This is a genomic window from Sphingomonas sp. Leaf9, assembly GCF_001421355.1.
Classification (GTDB): domain Bacteria; phylum Pseudomonadota; class Alphaproteobacteria; order Sphingomonadales; family Sphingomonadaceae; genus Sphingomonas.
Genome location: NZ_LMKC01000003.1, coordinates 145655 through 165242 on the forward strand (window position 1 = coordinate 145655; position 19588 = coordinate 165242).

Sequence of the window (19588 nt, forward strand, 5' to 3'; positions counted from 1 at the left end):
TATTCTGGGATCGTCAGGACAGGGGATCGGCATGGCGCGATGCGGCACAGGATCGGGAGGGCAGGCGCGATGAGCGACGCGACGTTCGACCTGTCGCGACGCGCGCTGCTGGGCGGGATGGCCGCCGGGCTGCTGCCAGCCGGTCTCGACGCGGCGGTCCCGGCCACACCCCGACGCGGCGGATCGATCCGCGTCGCCAGCGTCGCCAGTTCGACCGCCGATACGCTCGACCCGGCCAAGGGCGGCCTGTCGACCGATTATGTCCGGCACTATATGCTCTATAGCGGGCTGACCCAGTTCGACGGAAAGCTGCGCGCGCGGATGGCGCTGGCCGAACGGATCGAGACGCGCGACAATATCGACTGGCATATCCGGCTGCGGCGCGGCGTCACCTTTCACAATGGCAAGACGCTTACCGCGCGCGACGTGGTGCATTCGCTGCTGCGGCACAAGGACCCGGCGATCGGATCGAAGGTCGCGACCATCGCCGAACAGATCGAGGGCGCGCGCGCCGCCGGGCCGCTGGACGTGCATGTGCGGCTGACTGGCCCCAATCCGGAATTGCCCGCGATCCTGGCGCAGTCGCATTTCCTGATCGTCGATGCCGATGCGCGCAGCTTCGCGACCGCCAACGGCACCGGCCCCTATACGCTGTCGGCGTTCCAGCCGGGCATCCGCACCATCGTGCAGCGCAACCAGAATTACTGGAAGCCGGGGCGGCCCTATCTCGACCGGATCGAACTGATCGCGATCCCCGATGAAATTTCGCGGGTCAACGCGCTGTTGTCGGGCGATGTGCATGCGGTGATCGGGGTCAGCCCCGGATCGGTCAAGCGGGTGCGTGCGTCGGGTGGGCATGATGTCGTCGAAACCCCGTCGGGCCTGTACACCGACCTGGTGATGCGGCGCGACAATCCGGTCACCGCCGGGGCCGATTTCGTCCTCGCGATGAAATATCTGTTCGATCGCGAACTCATCAAGCGCGCATTGTTCCGCGGGTTCGCCACGATCGCCAACGACCAGCCGCTGCCGCCCTTCCACCCGATGTACAATCCGAACGTGCCGCAGCGGCCGTTCGACCCCGAACGCGCGCGCTTCCACCTGCGTCGCGCCGGGCTGATCGGCGCGCGGATGCCGGTCTATGTCTCGCCCGCCGCCAACCAGTCGGTCGACATGGGATCGATCCTGCAGGAACATGCCGCGCAGGTCGGGCTGAACCTGGCGATCAACCGCGTGCCGAGCGACGGATACTGGTCGACGCACTGGATGAAGCACCCGCTGACCTTCGGCAACATCAACCCGCGCCCCACCGCCGACCTGACCTTTTCCCAGGCATTTTCCTCCAGTTCGCCCTGGAACGAAGCGGGCTGGAAGAGTGCGCCGTTCGACCGGCTGCTGGCCGAGGCACGGGCGACGACCGATCCGGCGCGGCGCAAGATGCTGTATGGCGACATGCAATATCTGATCAACCGTCACGGCAGCGTCGTCATCCCCGTGTTCATGAGCGTGCTCGACGGGATCGACCGCCGGTTGAAGGGGATGCGACCGATCCCGCTCGGCGGCCTGATGGGCTATACCTTTGCCGAATATGTGTGGTGGGACGCATGAGCGCCGCTGCCACCCGGTCGGGCTGGGCCGTGCCGCTGCGCCTGATCGCGAAGCGGAGCGGCATGGCGCTCGTCACCTTGCTGCTGGTGTCGGTCGTGATCTTTACGCTCAGCGCCATGCTGCCCGGCGACGCCGCGCAGGAGGCGCTGGGGCAGGGTGCGACCCAGGCGCAGGTCGATGCGCTGCGCAGCGAGATGGGCCTCGATCGACCGGCGCCGGTGCGCTACGCCCAGTGGCTCGGCGGTCTGCTGGTCGGTGATCCGGGCCAGTCGCTGGTGGCGCACCAGCCGGTTGGCGCCATCATCGCCGAACGGTTGCCCAACACTCTTACGCTCGCGTGGCTGACCGCGCTGCTGGCGGTGCCGGTCGCCTTTGCCATTGGCATGGCGAGTGCGGTGGCGCGCGGGCGGCGGCTCGATACCGCGCTGAACTTCGTCACGCTGGCGATGGTCGCGCTGCCCGAATTCCTGGTCGCGACCATTGCGGTGCTGATCTTTGCGGTCGAACTGCGCTGGCTGCCGTCGATCACGTTGGTCCGCGCCGATCAGGGGTGGGGCGAATTCCTGCGCAGCTATGCGCTGCCCGTCCTGTCGCTGGCGGTGGTCGTCATCGCGCAGATGGCGCGGATGATCCGCGCGGCGGTGATCGCTGAACTCGACCGGCCCTATGTCGAAATGGCGCGGCTGAAGGGGGTGGGGCCGCTCCGGCTGATCTTCGTCCATGTCCTGCCCAATGCGATCGGGCCGATCGTCAACGCGATGGCGCTTAGCCTGTCCTACCTGCTGGGCGGCGCGATCATCGTCGAAACCATCTTCAACTATCCGGGACTTGCCAGCCTGATGGTCAATGCCGTCACCTCGCGCGACATGCCGCTGTTGCAGGCGTGCGCGATGATCTTCTGCACCACCTATCTGCTGCTGATGCTGGTCGCCGATGTGGTCGCGATCCTCGCCAACCCGCGATTGCGCCACGGATGAGCGGCGGGGGACTGTGGCGCCGGGTGCGCGCGCTGTCGGCGACCGGACGGGTCGGGCTGGCCGTCGTGCTGTTCTGGATCGTGATCGCGCTGGTCGGCCCGTGGATCGCCCCCTATCCCAAGGGTGCGTTCGTCGCGCAGGAGGTCTTTGCCGGGGCCAGCCGCGACTTCTGGCTCGGCACCGACTATCTGGGGCGTGACGTGCTCAGCCGGTTGCTGGACGGGGCGCGCTTCACCGTGTTGCTGGCGGCGGCGGCGGCGGCGATCGCCTGCACCATCGGCACCGGCCTGGCGCTGACCGCCGCGGTCGCGCCGCGCTGGGTTGATGAACTGCTGGCGCGTACCATGGACACGCTGATCTCGATCCCGTCGAAGATCCTCGCGCTGGTGCTGGTCGCGGTGTTCGGATCGTCGCTGGTGCTGCTGACGCTGATCGTCGCCTTCACCTACATCCCCGGCAATTTCCGCATCGCCCGTGCGCTGGCGGTAAACCTCGCCCGGCTGGATTATGTCGAGGTCGCGCGGGCGCGTGGTGAAGGGCGGTTGCACCTGGCGCTGACCGAGGTCTTTCCGAACATGGTCCGCCCGCTGCTGGCGGATATCGGCCTGCGTTTCGTCTTCATCGTGCTGCTGTTGTCCGGTCTCAGCTTCCTCGGCCTTGGCCTCCAGCCGCCCGACGCCGATCTGGGGTCATTGGTCCGCGAGAATGTGACCGGGCTGGGCGAGGGCGCGCTGGCGATCGTCGTGCCGTCGGTGGCGATCGCCAGCCTGACGGTGAGCGTCAACCTGTTGATCGACGCGGCAACGCGGGGGCGGGGCAAATGAACGACGTCCCGCATGTCGACGTATCGGGCCTGACCGTCACGGTGCGCCGTGCCGACGGGTCGCTGTTGCGGATCGTCGACGACGTATCGTTCGCGGTGCCACGGGGCGAGGTGCTGGCGCTGATCGGCGAATCGGGGTCGGGCAAGACCACCATCGCGCTGTCGCTGATGGGCTATGCCCGTGGTGGCGCGGTGCTGGGCGGGACGATCCGGGTCGGCGATGCCAGCCTAGATAGCAGCGGGGCAGCGGCGCTGTCGGCACAGCGCGGCCACCGCATCACCTATGTCGCGCAAAGCGCGGCGGCGGCGTTCAATCCGTCGCGCCGGATCATCGACCAAGTGATCGAACCCGCGCTGATTCACGGCACCGCCGACCGCGCGGGGGCGCGGGAGCGGGCGATCATGCTGTTCCGTGCGCTGGCGCTGCCCACGCCGGAGACGATCGGCGAACGCTACCCGCATGAATTGTCGGGCGGGCAGTTGCAGCGGCTGATGGCGGCGATGGCGCTGATCACCAAGCCCGACCTGGTGATCTTCGACGAACCGACCACCGCGCTCGACGTGACGACACAGGTGGAGGTGTTGCAGGCATTCCGCCGCGTGTTCCGGCAGGAGCGCGCGACCGGCATCTATGTCTCGCACGATCTGGCGGTCGTGGCGCAGATGGCCGACCATATTCTGGTGCTGAACGGCGGGCGGGTGCGCGAACAGAATCGCGCAGCACCGCTGCTTGCTGCGCCGGCGGACGACTATACGCGGATGCTGATGGCCGCCGCCCATCCGGTGATCGCCGGTGCGCGCGCGGTCCCGGCCCCCGATCTGCAGCCGCTGCTGTCGATCGAAGGGGTGTCGGCCGGCTATGGCGCGGCCAATCCGGTGCTGTCCGACGTGTCGATCGCCATCCCGCGCGGCGGGGCAGTGGGGGTGATCGGCGAATCGGGGTCGGGCAAGTCGACCGTCGCCCGGGTCGTCGCCGGCCTGCTGTCGCCCAGCGCCGGGCGGATCGTGCTGGGCGGCACGCCGCTCGCCCCCGATCTGGCGCAGCGCAGTCGCGACGAACTGCGCCGCATCCAGATCGTGTTCCAGAACGCCGACACCGCGCTCAACCCCGCGCACAGTGTCGGCGATATCCTCGGCCGCGTGATCCGCTTCTATCACGGCGCCAGCGGTGCGGACGCGCGCAAGCGGGTGCAGCGGTTGCTGGACCTTACCAAGCTGCCCGCCGCTGCGATCGACCGGCGCTGCGACGAACTGTCGGGCGGGCAGAAGCAGCGCGTCAATCTCGCCCGCGCGCTCGCCGCCGATCCCGACGTGATCCTGTGCGACGAAGTGACCTCGGCGCTCGACACGGTGGTGCGCGGCGCGATCCTCGACCTGCTGGCCGAGCTGCGTCGCGAACTGGGCCTCGCCTATCTCTTCATCAGCCACGACATCGCGACGGTACAGGCGCTGTGCGACGATATCGTCGTGCTGTACAAGGGCACGCGGGTGGAGAGCGGCACGTCGGCCAGCTATGCGACGCGGCCCTATCATCCCTATACCGACCTGCTGATCGCGTCCGTGCCCGAAATGCGCGCCGACTGGCTGGCGGACGATGCGCCGCGGCAGGCGCCGCCGTTTGCGCAGCTTTCGGAAAGCCCCGCGCTCTGCCGGTTCCTGCCACGCTGTCCGGTGGCGATTGCCGGCCGGTGCGATCGCGAGCTGCCGCCGCTGCGCACCCTGTCCAACGGCAACCGCATATTGTGCCATCGCGGCGAGGACGAACTGGTCCGCTGACGCCAGCGTAACCGGCGAATACGCCGATGCGGCAATTTGGTTCCCAAGGCCGTCCGGCACGGTAAGCAGATCGTGCGCTGATCGTCACTGATTCGACATAAACCAACGATCGCTTCCGCGCACACGGATGCAAATGCCACGGTTCGATTCTCATAATCGATCATAGCGGAGGCGCACGGAGACACGCGAAAGACGTGTCCGGTAACTGCAGGGGCCAACCGACGCGGCAACTTTGAAGGGGATCTTTCCATGGCGAAGCGTTCGACCCGATACCTGATGCTCGCTGGCGCGGCGTGGCTTGCCGGCGCGGCACCTGCCTATGCCAACGAACCGACCGACACGCCGCCCGTCGTGGTTGCGCCGACCGAAACGCCGGGCGATGCCGCGACGCAGGACGACACCGGCTCCGAAATCCTGGTAACCGGGACGTTGCAGGCATTCCGTGGCAATACGACGCTGAAGCAGTTGCCGCAGGCGACGCAGGTCCTGTCAGTCGATACGCTGCAACAGCTCAACATCACCCGGCTCGACGCCGCGCTCGACCTGTCGGCCAGCGTCGCGCGGCAGAACGCGTTCGGCGGCCTGTTCGACTCCTTCGCCATTCGCGGGTTCGTCGGTGATCCCAACACCCCCTCGGGCTTCCTCGTCAACGGGTTCAGCGGCGCGCGCGGCTATGGCGGCCCGCGCGACACGTCCAGCGTGCAGGCGATCGAAATCCTGCGTGGCCCAACCTCCGCGCTGTTCGGCCGGGGGGAGCCGGGCGGCACGGTGAATATCGTGACCAAGAAGCCGACGCTGGACCAGGCGGGCGGCTATGTCATGGGCAGCGTCGGGCGGTTCGAGACCTATCGCGGCGAGCTCGACTATAACCTGCCGGTCAACAGCATCCTCGCGCTGCGGGTGACCGGTGCCTATGAACAGGGCAACAGCTACCGCGACACGATCGAGACGTCGAAGCACGCGATCACGCCCAGCCTGCTGCTCCAGACCGGCGACCTGACCGCGAACCTGGAATTCGAATATAGCCGGCAGAAGGTGCCGTTCGACCGCGGCGTGATCGCGCTGGGCGGCAATCCGAGGGCACTGCCGCGCTCGCGTTTCCTGGGCGAACCCGCCGATGGGCCGAACCGGGCCCTGAACCTTGGCCCGCAGCTGCAGGTGCAGTACAAGCTGGGCGAGAATTGGCGTGCGCTGCTGGGTGTCGCCTATCGCTATACAGAACTGACCGGTTACGGCGAGGACCCCGAATTCGGTGCCGGGCGCAACCCGCTGTTCGTCAACGGCGCGATCGCCGGGGCCTTCACTTCGCGGCGGCGCATCTATCGAGATTTCGTGGGCAAGGATTTCATTCCGCGCGTCGAACTGTCGGGCAGCCTGATGACCGGCGGGATCAAGCATAATCTGCTGGTCGGCGCGGACTATGAATGGTTCAAGCTCGATATCGTAACCGATCGCTTCCGCCCCGGCAATCTGACGGCCGCGCAGCGCGCGGAATTCGCCTCGGGCAATCCGTCGCGCGCCACACTGATCGCGACCAACGCCATCAGCCTGACCAACCCGATCTATTTCACGGCGCAGGAACTGGCGCAGGTGCGTCCCGTTGCATTCCAGAGCCGTACCGAAGTCGCCAAGGCGGCGGGCGTCTATCTGCGCGACCGGATCGAGCTGACCGACTGGCTCTCGCTGCAGGGCGGCATCCGGTATGACGATTATCGCCAGACCGTCGACAACCGGCTGAACGGCGTCCAGACGCAGCAGGAGTTCACCAAGTTCAGCCCGTCGGCCGGGGTCAGCGTCAAGGCGACCGAGAACCTGACGCTCTACGGCAGCTATGCGCAGGGCTTCCGCGCCAACACCGGCGTCAACGTCCGCAACGAAGCCTTTCGCCCGGAAGCCACGACGTCGTACGAAGCGGGCATGAAGTTCGACGTGATCGACAATACGCTGTCGGGCACGGTCGCCTTTTTCCGGATGGACAAGACGAACGTGCTGACGGTCGATCCGGTCAATGCCGGCTTCTCGCTCGACGTCGGCAAGGCGAAGAGCAAGGGGTTCGAAATCGACCTGAACGCCCGCATCCCGCGAGGCCCGCGCGTTACCGTGTCCTATGCCTATGTCGATGCGGAGATTGCCGAGGACGCTTTGGACCCCGATTTCGGGCGCAGCATCCGTGCGGGCGATCTGCTCATCAACATTCCGCGCAACAGCATCTCGGTATTGGCGGCGCAGGACTTCACCTTTGGCGAAAAGGTGCTGACGCTGGGTGGCGACATCAAGTTCGTCGACAAGCGGCTGGGGGAAACCGGCACGACCTATATGCTGCCCGACTATGCGCTGGTTCGGCTGTTCGGATCGGTCGACCTGGCGGCAAACCTCTCGCTATCGGCAGAGGTCAGCAACCTGTTCAACGAAACCTATTTCCCCAGCTCCTATGCGCAGCTGTGGACCTTCCCCGGCGCACCGCGCAGCTGGTCGGTGCGCGGCACCTTCCGGTTCTGAACCCCCCGCGGGCGGCCCATCGGCCGCCCGTTTTCTTTTGCAGGAGAGACGATATGAGCAGGCTTCGTTCGACGATGGCCGCGCTGGTGCTGGGCGGTGCGGTGCTGGCGCCGACGCTCGCCGATGCGCACGGCATCTGGTTCGCGCAGCGCGCCAAGCAGCTTGCGATCATCTATGGCGTCGGCGCCGACGATCTGGAGGCGGTGAAGCGCCAGCCGATGCTGGAAAGCCTTCAGGCATGGGATGCCGCGCTGAAGCCCGTCACCGCGCGGCTGCGCACCGATGGCCCGGTCGTCGTGGTCGACACCGATGCGAAGCCGGCACTGGTCAGCGCGGTGCTGCCCAACGGTACCTGGTCCAAGCTGCCCGATGGCGAGTTCGTGAAGAAGGGCAAGGACGAGGTGCCCGGCGCGAAGTTCGCCGAGACGACGATCAAATATGCCGTGACGATCCAGGGCCCCGGCGTGCGGCAGGTGCCGCTGATCCCGGCGCAGCTGCTGCAGATTGTGCCGGTCGGTGCGATCCCGGCGACGCTCGGCCAGCCGCTGACCTATCGCATCACCTTTCGCGGCAAGCCGGTCGCGGGGGCGGAGGTCGTCAACGATATGGTGAACGATCCCGATGCGAAGCCGCGGGTCACCAAGGCGGACGGGACGGTCACGCTGCCGGTGCGCAATCAGGGGCTGAACGTCATCCGCGCGGTGCTGATCCAGCCGAGCGACCAGCCTGCGAAGTTCGACCGCTACGAACACACCGCGACGCTGGCCTTCACCCTGCCGCACGCGCCGGAGGAATAGGGGCTGTTCGAACCTGCATCCCCCGCGACCGGCGGGGGATGCGGGTGGCGTCAATACCCCCGGTTGCGGGCCACCACGCCGACCATCGGGTCACCCGCCAGATGCCGCTTGAGATTTGCGATCAGCGCCTTGCCCGATCCTTCGGTATCGGTCGCGGCGGCGACATGCGGCGTCAGCACGACGCGCGGATGCGACCAGAGCGGATCGTCCGTCGGGAGCGGTTCGATGGGCGTCACGTCGAGGATCGCCTGCGACAGCCGCCCGCTGTCCAGCGCCGCGACCAGCGCCGCCGGGTCGAGATGCCCGCCGCGCCCTGCGCTGACGATCGCCGCGCCGTCGGGCATGTGCGCGAACAGCGGCTGGCCCAGGATGCCGCGTGTCTCGGGCGTCAGCGGCAGGAGGTTGACGAGGATGTCGGCCTGCGCCGCAAATTCCCGCAAGCCGTCGTCGCCATGGAAACAGGTGACACCTGGCACGTCGCGCGGCGACCGGCTCCACCCCGACAGCTGGAACCCGAACGGGCGCAGCGCGTCGAGCGCGGCCGATCCCATCTGACCTAGCCCGGCGATCCCGACCCGCCGCTCGCCCGCCGGCACCTGCGGCAGGGCACGCCACACCCGCTCGCGCTGCTGGTCGGCATAGGCATAGAGGTCGCGGTGCAGCGCCAGCACCGTCATCACCACATATTCGGCCATCGCGGCGGCAAGATTGGGTTCGACCAGCCGGACCACGGTGACGTGCGGCGGCACCTGCGACAGGTCGAGCTGATCGACGCCTGCCCCGATCGAGAACAGCACCTCCAGATTGGGCAGCGTCTCGACCAATCCCGCCGGCAGCGTCCATGCCGCCAGATAGCGCACGTCGGCCGGATCCCCCTGGTCGGGCGACAGCCGGACCTCCAGTTCGGGGATCGCCTGGCCGATCATCCCGGCCCAGACCTGTCCGCGCGCCGGGGCGGCGGTGTAGAGCAGCGTGGTCATTCGCCGCGCCCGTCGAACAGCAGGTCGATCGGCGGATTGCGCCGGATGACCGCCGATTTGATGACGATATAGCTGAAATATTTCTCGATGCCGAAGTCACGCTCCAGCATGCTTTCGATGACTTCCTGATAATGGGCGACGCTGCGGGTCACGAATTTCAGCATGTAATCATAGCCGCCCGACACCAGATGCGCCTCGACGATTTCCGGCACGGTGCGCGCGCGCTGTTCGAACCGGCTGAAATCGCCGGTGCGATGGTCGCTGAGCGTCACTTCGGTAAATACCGTCAGCGTGCTGCCGAGCTTCGCAAGGTTGATCGTCGCGCCATAGCCCGAGATATAGCCGTGCTTTTCCAGGCGCTTGACCCGCGACAGGCACGGGCTGGGCGACAGGCCGACGGCATCGGCCAGATCGACATTGGTCATCCGGCCATTTTCCTGGAGCCGGGCCAGGATCTTGAAGTCCAGCCGGTCGAGCTTCGGTCCAAGGCTCATCGATCCATCCCCATCTATTCCCCGGCCTATCGCAGTGCCGCACGGATCTCCGGCTGGTCAAGCACATCGTCCAGCGCGGCGGTCAGCCGGTCCACGATCGCGTGCACTTCGTCGTCGTTCGCGGTCAGCGCGGGGGCGAGGCCGATGGTGCCATCGGCGAACGCGCGGAAGATGATGCCGCGCGCATAGCCCGCCGTGCTCAACCGGTCGGCAAGGCCCAGCGCCGGATCGAACCGCGCCTTCGTCCCCTTGTCCGCCACCAGCTCGATCGCGGCCAGCATCCCCTTGTACCGCACCTCGCCGACCAGCGGATGTTCGGTCAGCCCGTCCAGCCGTGCGGCGAGCTTTGGCCCCTGCGCCTGTCCGTTGGCAAGGATGCCGCCGTCGAGATACAGCCGCAGCACCTCCAGCGCGACCGCCGCGCTGACCGGATGGCCGGAATAGGTCAGGCCGTGGCCGATCGGCAGATGGTTGTCCGGGCCATCGGCGATGACCGCATGGACATGTTCCGCCATCAACAGCGCCCCCATCGGCGCATAGCCGGCGGTCAGCCCCTTCGCGACGCTCATCAGGTCGGGAGTTACGCCTTCATGCTCGCAGGCGAACAGCGGGCCGGTGCGCCCGAACCCGGTGATGACCTCATCGACGACGAACAGGATGCCGAGGTCGCGGCAGGTCCGCTCCATCGCCTTCAGCCAGCCGACCGGCGGCACGATGACCCCGCCCGATCCCTGCACCGGTTCGGCGAAGAACGCGGCGACATTCTCGACGCCCAGTTCCTCGACCTTCGCGCGCAGTTGCGCGACCGACGCGGCGACCAGCGCATCGCCGGTGCGCCCTTCCGGATCGCGATAGGCATAGGGCGCCGGAATATGATGCTGCCACCGGAGCGGCAGGTCGAACTGGCGGTGGAAGGCGGGCAGGCCGGTCAGGCCGGCGGAGGTCGACGACGACCCGTGATAGCCCTTGTCCAGCGCGATCATGTGCTTGCGCGTCGGCTCGCCGCGCGCATTCCAGTAATGGGTGATGAAGCGGATCGCCGAATCCACCGCGTCCGATCCGCCGAGCGTGAAGAACACGCGGCTCAGCCCCTCGGGCGACAGGCCGGCGAGCTGATCGGCCAGGCGGATGGTCGGTTCGCTGGTATAGCCGAAATAGCCGGTGGCGTAGGGGAGCTGGCGCATCTGGGCGGCGGCGGCCTCGACCACGCTCTCCTGCCCATAGCCGATGTTGACGCACCACAGCCCGGCAAAGGCGTCGAGCAGCTGTCGTCCGTCGCGATCGGTCAGGAACAGCCCGTTGCCGCTTTCCAGCACGGTCGCGCCCTTCGCTTCATGCGCGCGCCACGCGGTTACCGGATGGACCAGATGGTCGCGGTCCATCGCGATCAGCAGTTCGTTCTTCATGCGCTCAGCCTTTCGGGCGTTCCAGTCGGGACGCTGGAAAGCTAGGCTGCGCACCGGCTTGGCGGTTGTCGAAATCCCGTCGGGGGAAACGCCGCGCTGCCGAATTGACCGGCGGCGCGGCATTTCCTGCCGTGGTTCGGATCAGCCGATTTCGGCGGCGATCGCCTTGGCACATTCCTCGGTCGAGGCGCGTCCGCCGAGGTCGCGGGTGCGGCCTGCCGGGCTGGAAAGCACCCGCTCGATCGCGGCGACGATGGTCGCGGCGGCGTCATGTTCGCCGAAATGGTCGAGCATCATCGCGGCGGTCCAGATCTGCCCGACCGGGTTCGCCACGCCCTGCCCGGCGATATCGGGGGCCGAACCATGGACCGGTTCGAAGGTGGAGGGCACCGATCGGTCGGGGTTGATGTTACCGCACGGCGCGACGCCGATCGTGCCGGTACAGGCCGGGCCCAGGTCGGACAGGATGTCGCCGAACAGGTTGGACGCGACCACCACGTCGAAGCGGTCGGGGTTCATCACGAACTGCGCCGCCAGGATATCGATATGATATTTGTCGGTGCGGATGTCGGGATAGGCCTTTGCCATCTCCTCGACCCGGCCGTCCCACCACGGCATGGTGATGGCGATCCCGTTCGACTTGGTGGCCGAGGTCAGGTGCTTCTTCGGCCGCGATTGCGCGAGTTCATAGGCATAGCGCAGGATGCGGTCGACGCCGTAGCGCGTCATCACCGTTTCCTGATGCACGATCTCGCGCGCCGTGCCGGGAAAGCTGATGCCGCCGACCGCCGAATATTCACCCTCGGTATTTTCCCGCACGATCATCATGTCGATGTCGCCCGGACCACGGCCCGCCAGCGGACAGGGGACGCCCGGCATCAACCGCGCCGGGCGCAGGTTGACGTACTGGTCGTATTCCCGCCTGAACTGGATCAGCGATCCCCAGAGCGACACATGGTCGGGCACCGTGTCGGGCCACCCGACCGCGCCGAAGAAGATCGCATCGACCGCGCCGATCCGTTCCTTCCAGTCGTCGGGCATCATCGTGCCGTGCCGGGCATAATAATCGCAGCTGGCGAAATCATGCCATTGCTGCTCCACGGAAAAGCCGTGGCGTGCGGCGGCGGCCTCCAGCGCACGGACGCCCGCCGGGACCACTTCCTTGCCGATCCCGTCACCGGGGATCACCGCCACGCGGTAGCTGCGCGAACCGTTCATCTGTCTCTTCCGTCCTTCGCTACAGCTTCAGGCCGCCCCAATGGAACGCCTTGGTTTCCAGATATTCGTCGATCCCCTCGACGCCGCCTTCACGGCCGAGGCCCGACGCCTTCACCCCGCCGAACGGTGCCATCTCCATGGCGAGCAGGCCGGTGTTCAGTCCGACCATGCCGAATTCCAGCGCCTCCGCCACGCGCCACGCACGGTGCAGGTCGTCGGTGTAGAAATAGCTCGCCAGGCCGAACGGCGTGGCATTGGCCTGTTCGATCGCCTCCGCCTCATGGGTGAAGCGGAAGACCGGGGCGAGGGGGCCGAACGTCTCTTCGGTCGCCAGCCGCATGGTCGCCTGCGCCCCGGTCAGCAGGACGGGGGTGGCGAAGCGCGTCGGGTCGCCGAACGCCTGCCCCTGCGCCGCGGTGACTGCGCCCAGCGAGAGCGCATCGTCGAGGTGCGCCGCGACCTTCTCGGTCGCTGCCGCGTTGATCAGCGGGCCGATCGTCGTCGTCGCATCGCGCCCGTCGCCGACCTTCATTGCCCGCACCGCATCGCCCAGCTTCGCGACGAACGCATCATGGATGCCGTCCTGCACGAAGATGCGGTTGGCGCAGACGCAGGTCTGTCCGGCATTGCGGAACTTGCTGGCGATCGCACCCGCCACCGCCAAGTCGAGATCGGCATCGTCGAACACGATGAACGGCGCGTTGCCACCCAGTTCGAGGCTCAGTCGCTTCAGCGTATCGGCCGATTGCTGCATCAGCAGCGAACCGACCCGCGTCGATCCGGTAAAGGACAGCTTGCGCACGACCGGGCTGGCGGTCAGCGCCGCGCCGATCGCCTGCGGCATGCCGGTCACGATGTTGATGACGCCCGCCGGGATACCCGCATCGACCGCCAGCTTGCACAGCGCCAGCGCGGTATAGGGGGTCAGGTCGGATGGCTTCACCACCACGGTGCATCCCGCCGCCAGCGCGGGCGCGCATTTGCGGGTAATCATCGCCGCCGGGAAGTTCCACGGCGTGATCGCCGCGCACACGCCGACCGGTTCGCGGAGAGCCAGGATGCGGCGATCGGGCGACGGCGACGGAATGTCGTGGCCGCGTACCCGGCGACCTTCCTCCGCGAACCATTTCACGAAGCTCGCGGCATATTTGATCTCGCCGGCGGCTTCGCTGAGCGGCTTGCCCTGCTCGGTCGTCATGATCCGCGCCAGATCGTCGATATTCGCAAGGATCAGCGCGTTCCAGCGTTCAAGGATTTCCGCCCGCTCGCCCGCCGTCCTGGCCTTCCACGCCGGCAATGCGCGGTCGGCGGCGGCGATGGCGCGCTCGGTATCGCTGGTGCCGGCATCGGGCACGGTGCCGATGACCTCACCGGTGGCGGGATCGGTGACCTCGATCGTCGCCCCGCTATCGGCGGCGACCCATGCGCCGTCGATCAGCATCGCATCGACGAACAGCGGCGATTCTGTGATCGCGCCCATCAGCCGAGCGCCTGGCTAAGGATGGCGAAGGGCCGGGCGACGCCGACCGGCTGGGGCAGGGGATCACCGCGCCGCATCGTCACCACGCCGTCGACCTGCAACAGTCCGAGTTCGTCCAGCCACGGCGACAGGCCGCTATCGGCCAGCACGTCGATGCGCGTGAAATCGCCCGCGCGCGACCCCAGCCAGTGCGAGATCAGCAACTTCGCCTCCCGCAGCGAGGGCGCGATGACCGGCCCGATCGAATAGCCCCGCCCGAACCGCCGGAAACACGCGACCCCCACCAGATCGCCGTCGCGGTCGAGGACCACGACCTGCGCGGCGTCCAGCACGGCATTCATCGTCGCCTTGCGCGGCAGGCCGGTGCCGTCCTCGACCATCGCCTGGATACGGACATAATCGCTGTCGCCGATCGGGCGCAGCCGTTCGCCGGGGGCCGGGGCCGCCAGCGGAATCTGGAACGACGTGCCCTGATGCTGCGCGATGCGGCCGATCTCTTCGAACCCCAGCGTGCGATACATCGGCACCGCGACCGCCGTGCCGTTCAGCAGTAGCCGCCCGCAATCGACCGCCTCGATCGCGTGGTCCATCAGCATCCGGCCGATCCCCCGACCGCGATGGTCGGGCGATACGATGACCATGCCGATCGTCGCGCTGTCGTTACCGGTCGGGAACCACATGATCGTGCCGACGATCGTGCCCTCCGCCTCGACCACCGCGCCTTCGCCGACCGACAGCATCATCTGCCAGTCTTCGACGCGGTGCGGCCAGCGTTCGCCCTTGGACAGCGCCTGCGCGGCGGGCAGGTCGTCCGCCGTCATCGGTCGCAGATCGAGGCGTATATCCGGCGCTGTCGCCACTATGCCATCCTTTCCAGCCTGTGCATCGGTGCGCCGGCTGTCACATCGCCGGCGTCATGGTGCAGGATTACCGCCCGATGCGGGGCAGCGGCACGATGTATCGCACCAATCGGCAGGGGAAGCGTTCGATCTTGCGCCGGTTTCGCAATAATCTGCTGCACCCGCCGCCACGGTTGATTTGCTGCGCTCCGGGGCGCGGCAGGATCGGCGGTAAAGCGCCGCCGCAACGACCGCTTCGACCGCGCGACACCCGAAAAACAGTGATATAGTGTCACGCGACGGGCGGACTATGACAGCATTGGGATCGGTGACGATGGGAGGCGACTATGGCGACGGCGGCCTTTGACGGCGATGCGCGACCGCGCGGCGGACTGGCGGCGATACCAAAGGCGGTGGCGACGACGCGGTTGCAGTCGATCGACGCGCTGCGCGGATTCGTCATGGTCATCATGCTGCTCGACCATGTGCGCGAGACGTTCTTCCTGCACCTGCAGGTCGGCGATCCGGTCGATGCGCGTACGGTCATGCCGGCGCTGTTCTTCACCCGGTTGCTCAGCACGATCTGTGCGCCGGTGTTCGTCGGCCTGACCGGGTTGGCGGCGTATCTATATGGCCAGAAGCATTCGCGCGCCGAAGTCTCCGACTTCCTGCTGCGGCGGGGCGCGTTCCTGCTGCTCCTCGAAATCAGCTTCGTGTCGTTTGCATGGTCGGCCAAATTCCCGCCGCAGACGCTGTGGCTGCAGGTCATCTGGGCGATCGGGTTCAGCATGATCTGCCTTGCCGGGGCGGTGCATTTCTCGCGCACGGTGATCGTCACGCTGGGCCTTGCGATCGTGTGCGGACACAACCTGCTCGACGGAATCGTGTTGGCGCCGGGCGACACATTCTTCGTGCCATGGGCGATGCTGCACCAGCGCACGGCGTTCGAATTCCTCGGCATCACGTGGAAGACGACCTATCCGGTCCTGCCGTGGATCGGGCTGATCCTGCTCGGCTATGGCATCGGCCCGTGGTTCGCGAAGGGCACCGACCCGGCGGTGCGGCAGCGGCGGCTGGTGCTGCTGGGCGTCGGGCTGATCGTCGGGTTCGTCGCGCTGCGCTGGGCCAATGTCTATGGCGACCGGCCCTGGTATGATGCCGGCACGCCGCTGCGCACGACGATCAGCTTCCTCGCGCTGACCAAATATCCCGCGTCGTTGCTGTTCCTGATGCCGACCGTCGGGATCGGCGCGCTGCTGCTCGCGGCGTTCGAACGGTTCCAGTCGTCGCGGCTGATCCCGCCGCTCGCGACGTTCGGCGGGGCGCCGATGTTCTACTACCTGCTCCACCTCTATGTGCTGCGCGCGCTGTACCTGATCGCCTTCGCCATCTGGGGGCCGACGCACGGCACGGTCTTCGCGCTCGGCAATCTCGGCTGGATCTGGGCATGGTATGCCGGGCTGCTGGTGGTGCTGTTCTTTCCGACGCGCTGGTTCGCCGGGCTGAAGCAGCGGCGCAAGGATATCTGGTGGCTCAAATATCTGTAAGAGTCGGTTTGGAAACTCGCGAAAGCGCGAGTTTCGAGGCGGTGCCTGCCCGCTCCCCCACCCGGCCACCCACAGCGTATCCTGAATGGGTGGCCGGGTGGGGGAGCGGGCAGGCACCGCAAAACGTGCCGTCGGCACGTTTCAACCAGGCTCTGAGCCAGGCATGAAAAAGGGCCGCCCGGCCGGGGGAGGTTCCCCGGCCGGGCGGCCCTTTTCTTGTGCCTATTCGACGGGGCGGTAGATCGCCCAGACCTTCACCACATCCTCTTCCGACAGCCACGAGCAGCGCGCGCCGCGCAGCACGACGAACAGGTCGCCCGCGACGAAGCGATGGGCGGTGCCGGCCGCATCCTCGAACGTCACCGACCCTTCCATCAGGTGCATCAGCTCGCAATGCGGGTACAGGTTGTTGCGCCGGTGATAGGGCGTCGATGCCCAGGTGCCGGCGGAGAACTCCCCGCTCGCCGACTTGTAGTCGGTGTGGTTGTGGCATTGCGGCGCGTCGGACAGCAGCAGTTCGGCTGCCGGCGGGTTCGACGGCACCCGCGTCGGCGACAGGTCGATCGCGACCGGTGCCGATGCCCCTGGCGTGCCCCCGGTGCAGCGCATGACGACGACCTGCGTCCCCGCCGCCGCTCGCCAGTCGAAGCCGATCCCGCCGGGCAGCATCGCGCTCGCATCGCGGCCCAGCGTCAGGTCGCCGATGGTCAGCGTGCCGTCGACGACGAAGACGAACTCGTCACCCGGCAGCGCGTCGACATGGCCCTCACCCGACAGGACCAGCGCGCCGACCGACACCGGCCCGCCCGGCGGCGTCGCCATGCGGCGCGTGGAAAACCACGCATCGCCGGTTTCGCTCGAGGCGACGCCGGCTTCGGCATCGGCGACGAACGCACGCAGGTCGATGCAATCCTGCGGCAGCACCGCCGCGCGTGCCTCGGCAACGACGCTCACAGGCCGACCAGCCCCGGCAGCCCGGCGAGGCTCGGGATCACGTTCACTTCGTAATAGGGGTTCACCGGTTCGTGCCCACGATCGACGAACGCCTTCGACTTGATGCCCATGTCGTACGCCGTCATCTGGTCGTAGCGGAAGCTGGACGAGACATGGAGCATGTCCTCCGGCGCACAGCCCAGCTGGTCGAGCATATATTCGAACGCCTGCATCCGGGGCTTGTAGGCCTGCGCTTCCTCGGCGGTGTAGACCGCGTGGAACGGTGCCTCGAGCTTTTCGACGCTGTGCGGGATCAGGTCGACCATCGAATTGGACAGGATGACCAGCGGATATTCGGCGGCGACACGCTTCAGCGGTTCGACGACATCGGCATGCGGCCGCCATGTCGGCACGGCGGCATAGACGGTGGCGGTGTCGCTGTCGCGATACTCGACGCCGTTCCGGGCGCAGGTCCGGCGGAGGGCGCTCTCCACGACGTCGCGATACGGCTTCCACGCGCCCAGCACTTCATCGAGGCGATAGGCGGAGAAATCGGCGGTGAACTGGTCCAGCGCCTCGGCCGCAACCCGGTCGGCATAGAGCGTGCGCGCGACCGGGGCCATTTCGAAGTTGATAAGCGTGCCATAGCAATCGAAGCTGATATATTTGGGACGAAGACCGGCCATTTCCCCACTCCTGACTAGAGGTATGGCCGTGACGATACCGCCGGCACGGCGTGCTGCGCCGTCGTTTCCCCCGTGCCGAAGCAATATCCTGCCGATTGCGCGGCATGGCTCGGCAGGGGGTGCGGCATATTATGCTTGGGGGGCGCCGACCACGCGTCCGGCGAGCGCGGTGATCCATGCGATACCGGGGCCGATGATCGCGTCGTTGAAGTCGTAGCGCGGGTGATGCAACGCGGCGTTCTCCGCCCCTGCGCGCGCCTGCCCCAGCCAGACATAGGCCCCCCGACACGCCTGCAGCATGAACGAGAAGTCTTCGGACGTGAACGCCGGGTCGGGTGCCTCGGCATGGGCCAGCCCGGCATCCGCCGCCGCCGCCAGCGCGATCGCCGCGGCTTGCGGGTCGTTGATCGTGGCGGGATAGTATCGGGTATAGGTCACCTCGACCCGTGTGTCGGTGGCGATACCGATCCCCTCCGCCATCGATCGCACCGCGGCCTCGACAATATCCTGCACCACGGGGTCGAAGGTGCGGACGGTGCCGACCAGCCGCACGTCGGCGGGGATGACGTTGTGCGTCTGCCCGCCCGCGATCTGCGTGACCGACAGCACGGCCGAGCGGGTCGGCGGCACGCGGCGGGCGACGATGGTGTTGAGCTGCGTCACCAGCTGCGCCGCCGCCAGCACCGCGTCGGGCGTGGTGTGCGGCTGCGCGGCATGGCCGCCCTTGCCATGGATCGCGATCTCGAACTTGTCCGCCGCCGCCATGATCGGGCCGGGCCGGGTCTGCAATTCGCCCGCCGGCAGGTCGGGCCAGTTGTGGAGGGCAAAGACGTAATCGCAGGGGAAGCGTTCGAACAGCCCGTCGCGGATCATCTCTCGCGCGCCGGCCTGTCCCTCTTCGGCCGGCTGGAAGATGAAGTGGATCGTGCCGTCGAACGGCGGCAGCGACGCCAGATGCCGCGCGGCACCGATCAGGATCGCGGTATGCCCGTCATGGCCGCACCCATGGAATACGCCGGGCTTCGTGCTGGCATAGTCGGGCGCGCCCTGTTCCTGAAACGGCAGCGCGTCCATGTCGGCGCGCAGGCCCAGCGTCGCGCCGGGCCGACCATGGGTCAGCGTGCCGACGACCCCGGTCCCGCCGATCCCCGTCGTCACCCTGAGCCCGGCGGCGGCCAGCTGTTCGGTGACCAGCGCGGCGGTGCGGTGTTCGGCAAAGGCCAGTTCGGGATGGGCGTGGATGTCGTGCCGGATCGCGGTCACGGCGTCGATGATGTCGGCAAAACGGTGATACATGGCAATCCCCACGGCGAGGGGCGCAGCATGTCCCCGCGGCAAAGGCGTGGTCAACCCCGCTGGCGGGATGCCCGGCAACAGGTCGGCGGTCGATCCGCGCGCTGGACGGCATCTTGTGCCGCGGGCATGGCGCGGCGAACGGCAGGAAGCGTGCGAAAGCCCGCCACCTACGGCGAAAATCGCTGCGCGCATCGCGCAATATGGCATCGCAACAGGATCGATGGCCGCA

The 19588-nt window shown here is 67.3% G+C and carries 16 protein-coding genes; 7 read left to right on the plus strand and 9 right to left on the minus strand.

Annotated elements, in window-relative coordinates; translation table 11 throughout:
• Positions 1-69 precede the first annotated feature (69 nt).
• The 6 genes from ASE58_RS08590 (at position 70) to ASE58_RS08615 (ending at position 8480) form a co-directional block, all read left to right on the plus strand.
• Positions 70-1608: an ABC transporter substrate-binding protein gene (locus ASE58_RS08590; protein ID WP_055820002.1), complete on the plus strand. Its 1539-nt coding sequence runs from the start codon at positions 70-72 to the stop codon at positions 1606-1608.
• On the plus strand, positions 1605-2585 hold the full coding sequence (locus ASE58_RS08595) for an ABC transporter permease (RefSeq protein ID WP_200909328.1): 981 nt from the start codon (positions 1605-1607) through the stop codon (positions 2583-2585). The genes ASE58_RS08590 and ASE58_RS08595 overlap by 4 nt, the downstream gene beginning before the upstream one ends.
• The gene (locus tag ASE58_RS08600) at positions 2582-3409 is read left to right on the plus strand and encodes an ABC transporter permease (RefSeq protein ID WP_055820008.1); all 828 of its coding nucleotides are present in this window, start codon (positions 2582-2584) and stop codon (positions 3407-3409) included. Before ASE58_RS08595 ends, ASE58_RS08600 begins: the two co-directional genes overlap by 4 nt.
• Positions 3406-5184 carry an ABC transporter ATP-binding protein gene (locus tag ASE58_RS08605; protein ID WP_055820010.1) on the plus strand — a complete coding sequence of 593 codons (1779 nt, stop codon included), beginning with the start codon at positions 3406-3408 and terminating at the stop codon, positions 5182-5184. Before ASE58_RS08600 ends, ASE58_RS08605 begins: the two co-directional genes overlap by 4 nt.
• Before the next feature lie 249 nt (positions 5185-5433).
• The gene (locus ASE58_RS08610; protein WP_055820014.1) at positions 5434-7683 is read left to right on the plus strand and encodes a TonB-dependent siderophore receptor; all 2250 of its coding nucleotides are present in this window, start codon (positions 5434-5436) and stop codon (positions 7681-7683) included.
• A 53-nt stretch (positions 7684-7736) separates the two neighbouring features.
• Positions 7737-8480 carry a DUF4198 domain-containing protein gene (locus ASE58_RS08615; protein ID WP_055820017.1) on the plus strand — a complete coding sequence of 248 codons (744 nt, stop codon included), beginning with the start codon at positions 7737-7739 and terminating at the stop codon, positions 8478-8480.
• 50 nt (positions 8481-8530) lie between these two features.
• Here the strand turns inward: ASE58_RS08615 and ASE58_RS08620 are convergent, their stop codons facing one another.
• The 6 genes from ASE58_RS08620 to ASE58_RS08645 all read right to left on the minus strand — a co-directional run bounded on the left by ASE58_RS08620 (position 8531) and on the right by ASE58_RS08645 (position 14879).
• Entirely contained in the window at positions 8531-9460 is a 930-nt protein-coding gene (locus ASE58_RS08620; RefSeq protein WP_055820021.1) for a 2-hydroxyacid dehydrogenase, read from the minus strand.
• Entirely contained in the window at positions 9457-9954 is a 498-nt protein-coding gene (locus tag ASE58_RS08625) for an Lrp/AsnC family transcriptional regulator (protein ID WP_055755842.1), read from the minus strand. Before ASE58_RS08625 ends, ASE58_RS08620 begins: the two co-directional genes overlap by 4 nt.
• Positions 9955-9980: 26 nt before the next feature.
• A complete protein-coding gene (locus ASE58_RS08630) occupies positions 9981-11360 on the minus strand; it encodes an aminotransferase class III-fold pyridoxal phosphate-dependent enzyme (RefSeq protein WP_055820024.1) in 1380 nt (459 codons plus the stop codon).
• A 141-nt stretch (positions 11361-11501) separates the two neighbouring features.
• Positions 11502-12578 carry a tartrate dehydrogenase gene (locus ASE58_RS08635; protein ID WP_055820028.1) on the minus strand — a complete coding sequence of 359 codons (1077 nt, stop codon included), beginning with the start codon at positions 12576-12578 and terminating at the stop codon, positions 11502-11504.
• A 19-nt stretch (positions 12579-12597) separates the two neighbouring features.
• Positions 12598-14058, minus strand: a complete 1461-nt coding sequence (locus tag ASE58_RS08640) for an NAD-dependent succinate-semialdehyde dehydrogenase (RefSeq protein ID WP_055820030.1) — start codon at positions 14056-14058, stop codon at positions 12598-12600.
• A complete protein-coding gene (locus tag ASE58_RS08645; protein WP_235515905.1) occupies positions 14058-14879 on the minus strand; it encodes a GNAT family N-acetyltransferase in 822 nt (273 codons plus the stop codon). The genes ASE58_RS08640 and ASE58_RS08645 overlap by 1 nt, the downstream gene beginning before the upstream one ends.
• A 365-nt stretch (positions 14880-15244) precedes the next feature.
• Between ASE58_RS08645 and ASE58_RS08650 the strand changes: the two genes are divergently transcribed.
• The gene (locus tag ASE58_RS08650) at positions 15245-16444 is read left to right on the plus strand and encodes a DUF1624 domain-containing protein (RefSeq protein WP_055820036.1); all 1200 of its coding nucleotides are present in this window, start codon (positions 15245-15247) and stop codon (positions 16442-16444) included.
• Positions 16445-16666: 222 nt separating this feature from the next.
• Here the strand turns inward: ASE58_RS08650 and ASE58_RS08655 are convergent, their stop codons facing one another.
• From ASE58_RS08655 to ASE58_RS08665, 3 genes are all read right to left on the minus strand, one after another.
• Complete coding sequence (locus ASE58_RS08655; RefSeq protein WP_055820039.1) at positions 16667-17398, minus strand: cupin domain-containing protein; 732 nt, start codon at positions 17396-17398, stop codon at positions 16667-16669.
• The gene (locus ASE58_RS08660; protein ID WP_055820041.1) at positions 17395-18063 is read right to left on the minus strand and encodes a haloacid dehalogenase type II; all 669 of its coding nucleotides are present in this window, start codon (positions 18061-18063) and stop codon (positions 17395-17397) included. Before ASE58_RS08660 ends, ASE58_RS08655 begins: the two co-directional genes overlap by 4 nt.
• Positions 18064-18192: 129 nt before the next feature.
• Positions 18193-19359 (minus strand): amidohydrolase, encoded by a 1167-nt coding sequence (locus tag ASE58_RS08665; protein ID WP_055820044.1) that lies wholly within the window; start codon positions 19357-19359, stop codon positions 18193-18195.
• Positions 19360-19588: the final 229 nt, after the last annotated feature.

Excerpts from the sequence above, each read along its gene's own strand:
- ASE58_RS08620 (WP_055820021.1), bottom strand. The coding sequence starts at position 9,460 with ATGACCACGCTGCTCTACACCGCCGCCCCGGCGCGCGGACAGGTCTGG.
- ASE58_RS08615 (WP_055820017.1), top strand. The coding sequence starts at position 7,737 with ATGAGCAGGCTTCGTTCGACGATGGCCGCGCTGGTGCTGGGCGGTGCG.
- ASE58_RS08595 (WP_200909328.1), top strand. The coding sequence starts at position 1,605 with ATGAGCGCCGCTGCCACCCGGTCGGGCTGGGCCGTGCCGCTGCGCCTG.
- ASE58_RS08625 (WP_055755842.1), bottom strand. The coding sequence starts at position 9,954 with ATGAGCCTTGGACCGAAGCTCGACCGGCTGGACTTCAAGATCCTGGCC.
- ASE58_RS08640 (WP_055820030.1), bottom strand. The coding sequence starts at position 14,058 with ATGGGCGCGATCACAGAATCGCCGCTGTTCGTCGATGCGATGCTGATC.
- ASE58_RS08590 (WP_055820002.1), top strand. The coding sequence starts at position 70 with ATGAGCGACGCGACGTTCGACCTGTCGCGACGCGCGCTGCTGGGCGGG.
- ASE58_RS08600 (WP_055820008.1), top strand. The coding sequence starts at position 2,582 with ATGAGCGGCGGGGGACTGTGGCGCCGGGTGCGCGCGCTGTCGGCGACC.
- ASE58_RS08650 (WP_055820036.1), top strand. The coding sequence starts at position 15,245 with ATGGCGACGGCGGCCTTTGACGGCGATGCGCGACCGCGCGGCGGACTG.
- ASE58_RS08635 (WP_055820028.1), bottom strand. The coding sequence starts at position 12,578 with ATGAACGGTTCGCGCAGCTACCGCGTGGCGGTGATCCCCGGTGACGGG.
- ASE58_RS08645 (WP_235515905.1), bottom strand. The coding sequence starts at position 14,879 with ATGACGGCGGACGACCTGCCCGCCGCGCAGGCGCTGTCCAAGGGCGAA.
- ASE58_RS08610 (WP_055820014.1), top strand. The coding sequence starts at position 5,434 with ATGGCGAAGCGTTCGACCCGATACCTGATGCTCGCTGGCGCGGCGTGG.
- ASE58_RS08665 (WP_055820044.1), bottom strand. The coding sequence starts at position 19,359 with ATGTATCACCGTTTTGCCGACATCATCGACGCCGTGACCGCGATCCGG.
- ASE58_RS08605 (WP_055820010.1), top strand. The coding sequence starts at position 3,406 with ATGAACGACGTCCCGCATGTCGACGTATCGGGCCTGACCGTCACGGTG.
- ASE58_RS08660 (WP_055820041.1), bottom strand. The coding sequence starts at position 18,063 with ATGGCCGGTCTTCGTCCCAAATATATCAGCTTCGATTGCTATGGCACG.
- ASE58_RS08630 (WP_055820024.1), bottom strand. The coding sequence starts at position 11,360 with ATGAAGAACGAACTGCTGATCGCGATGGACCGCGACCATCTGGTCCAT.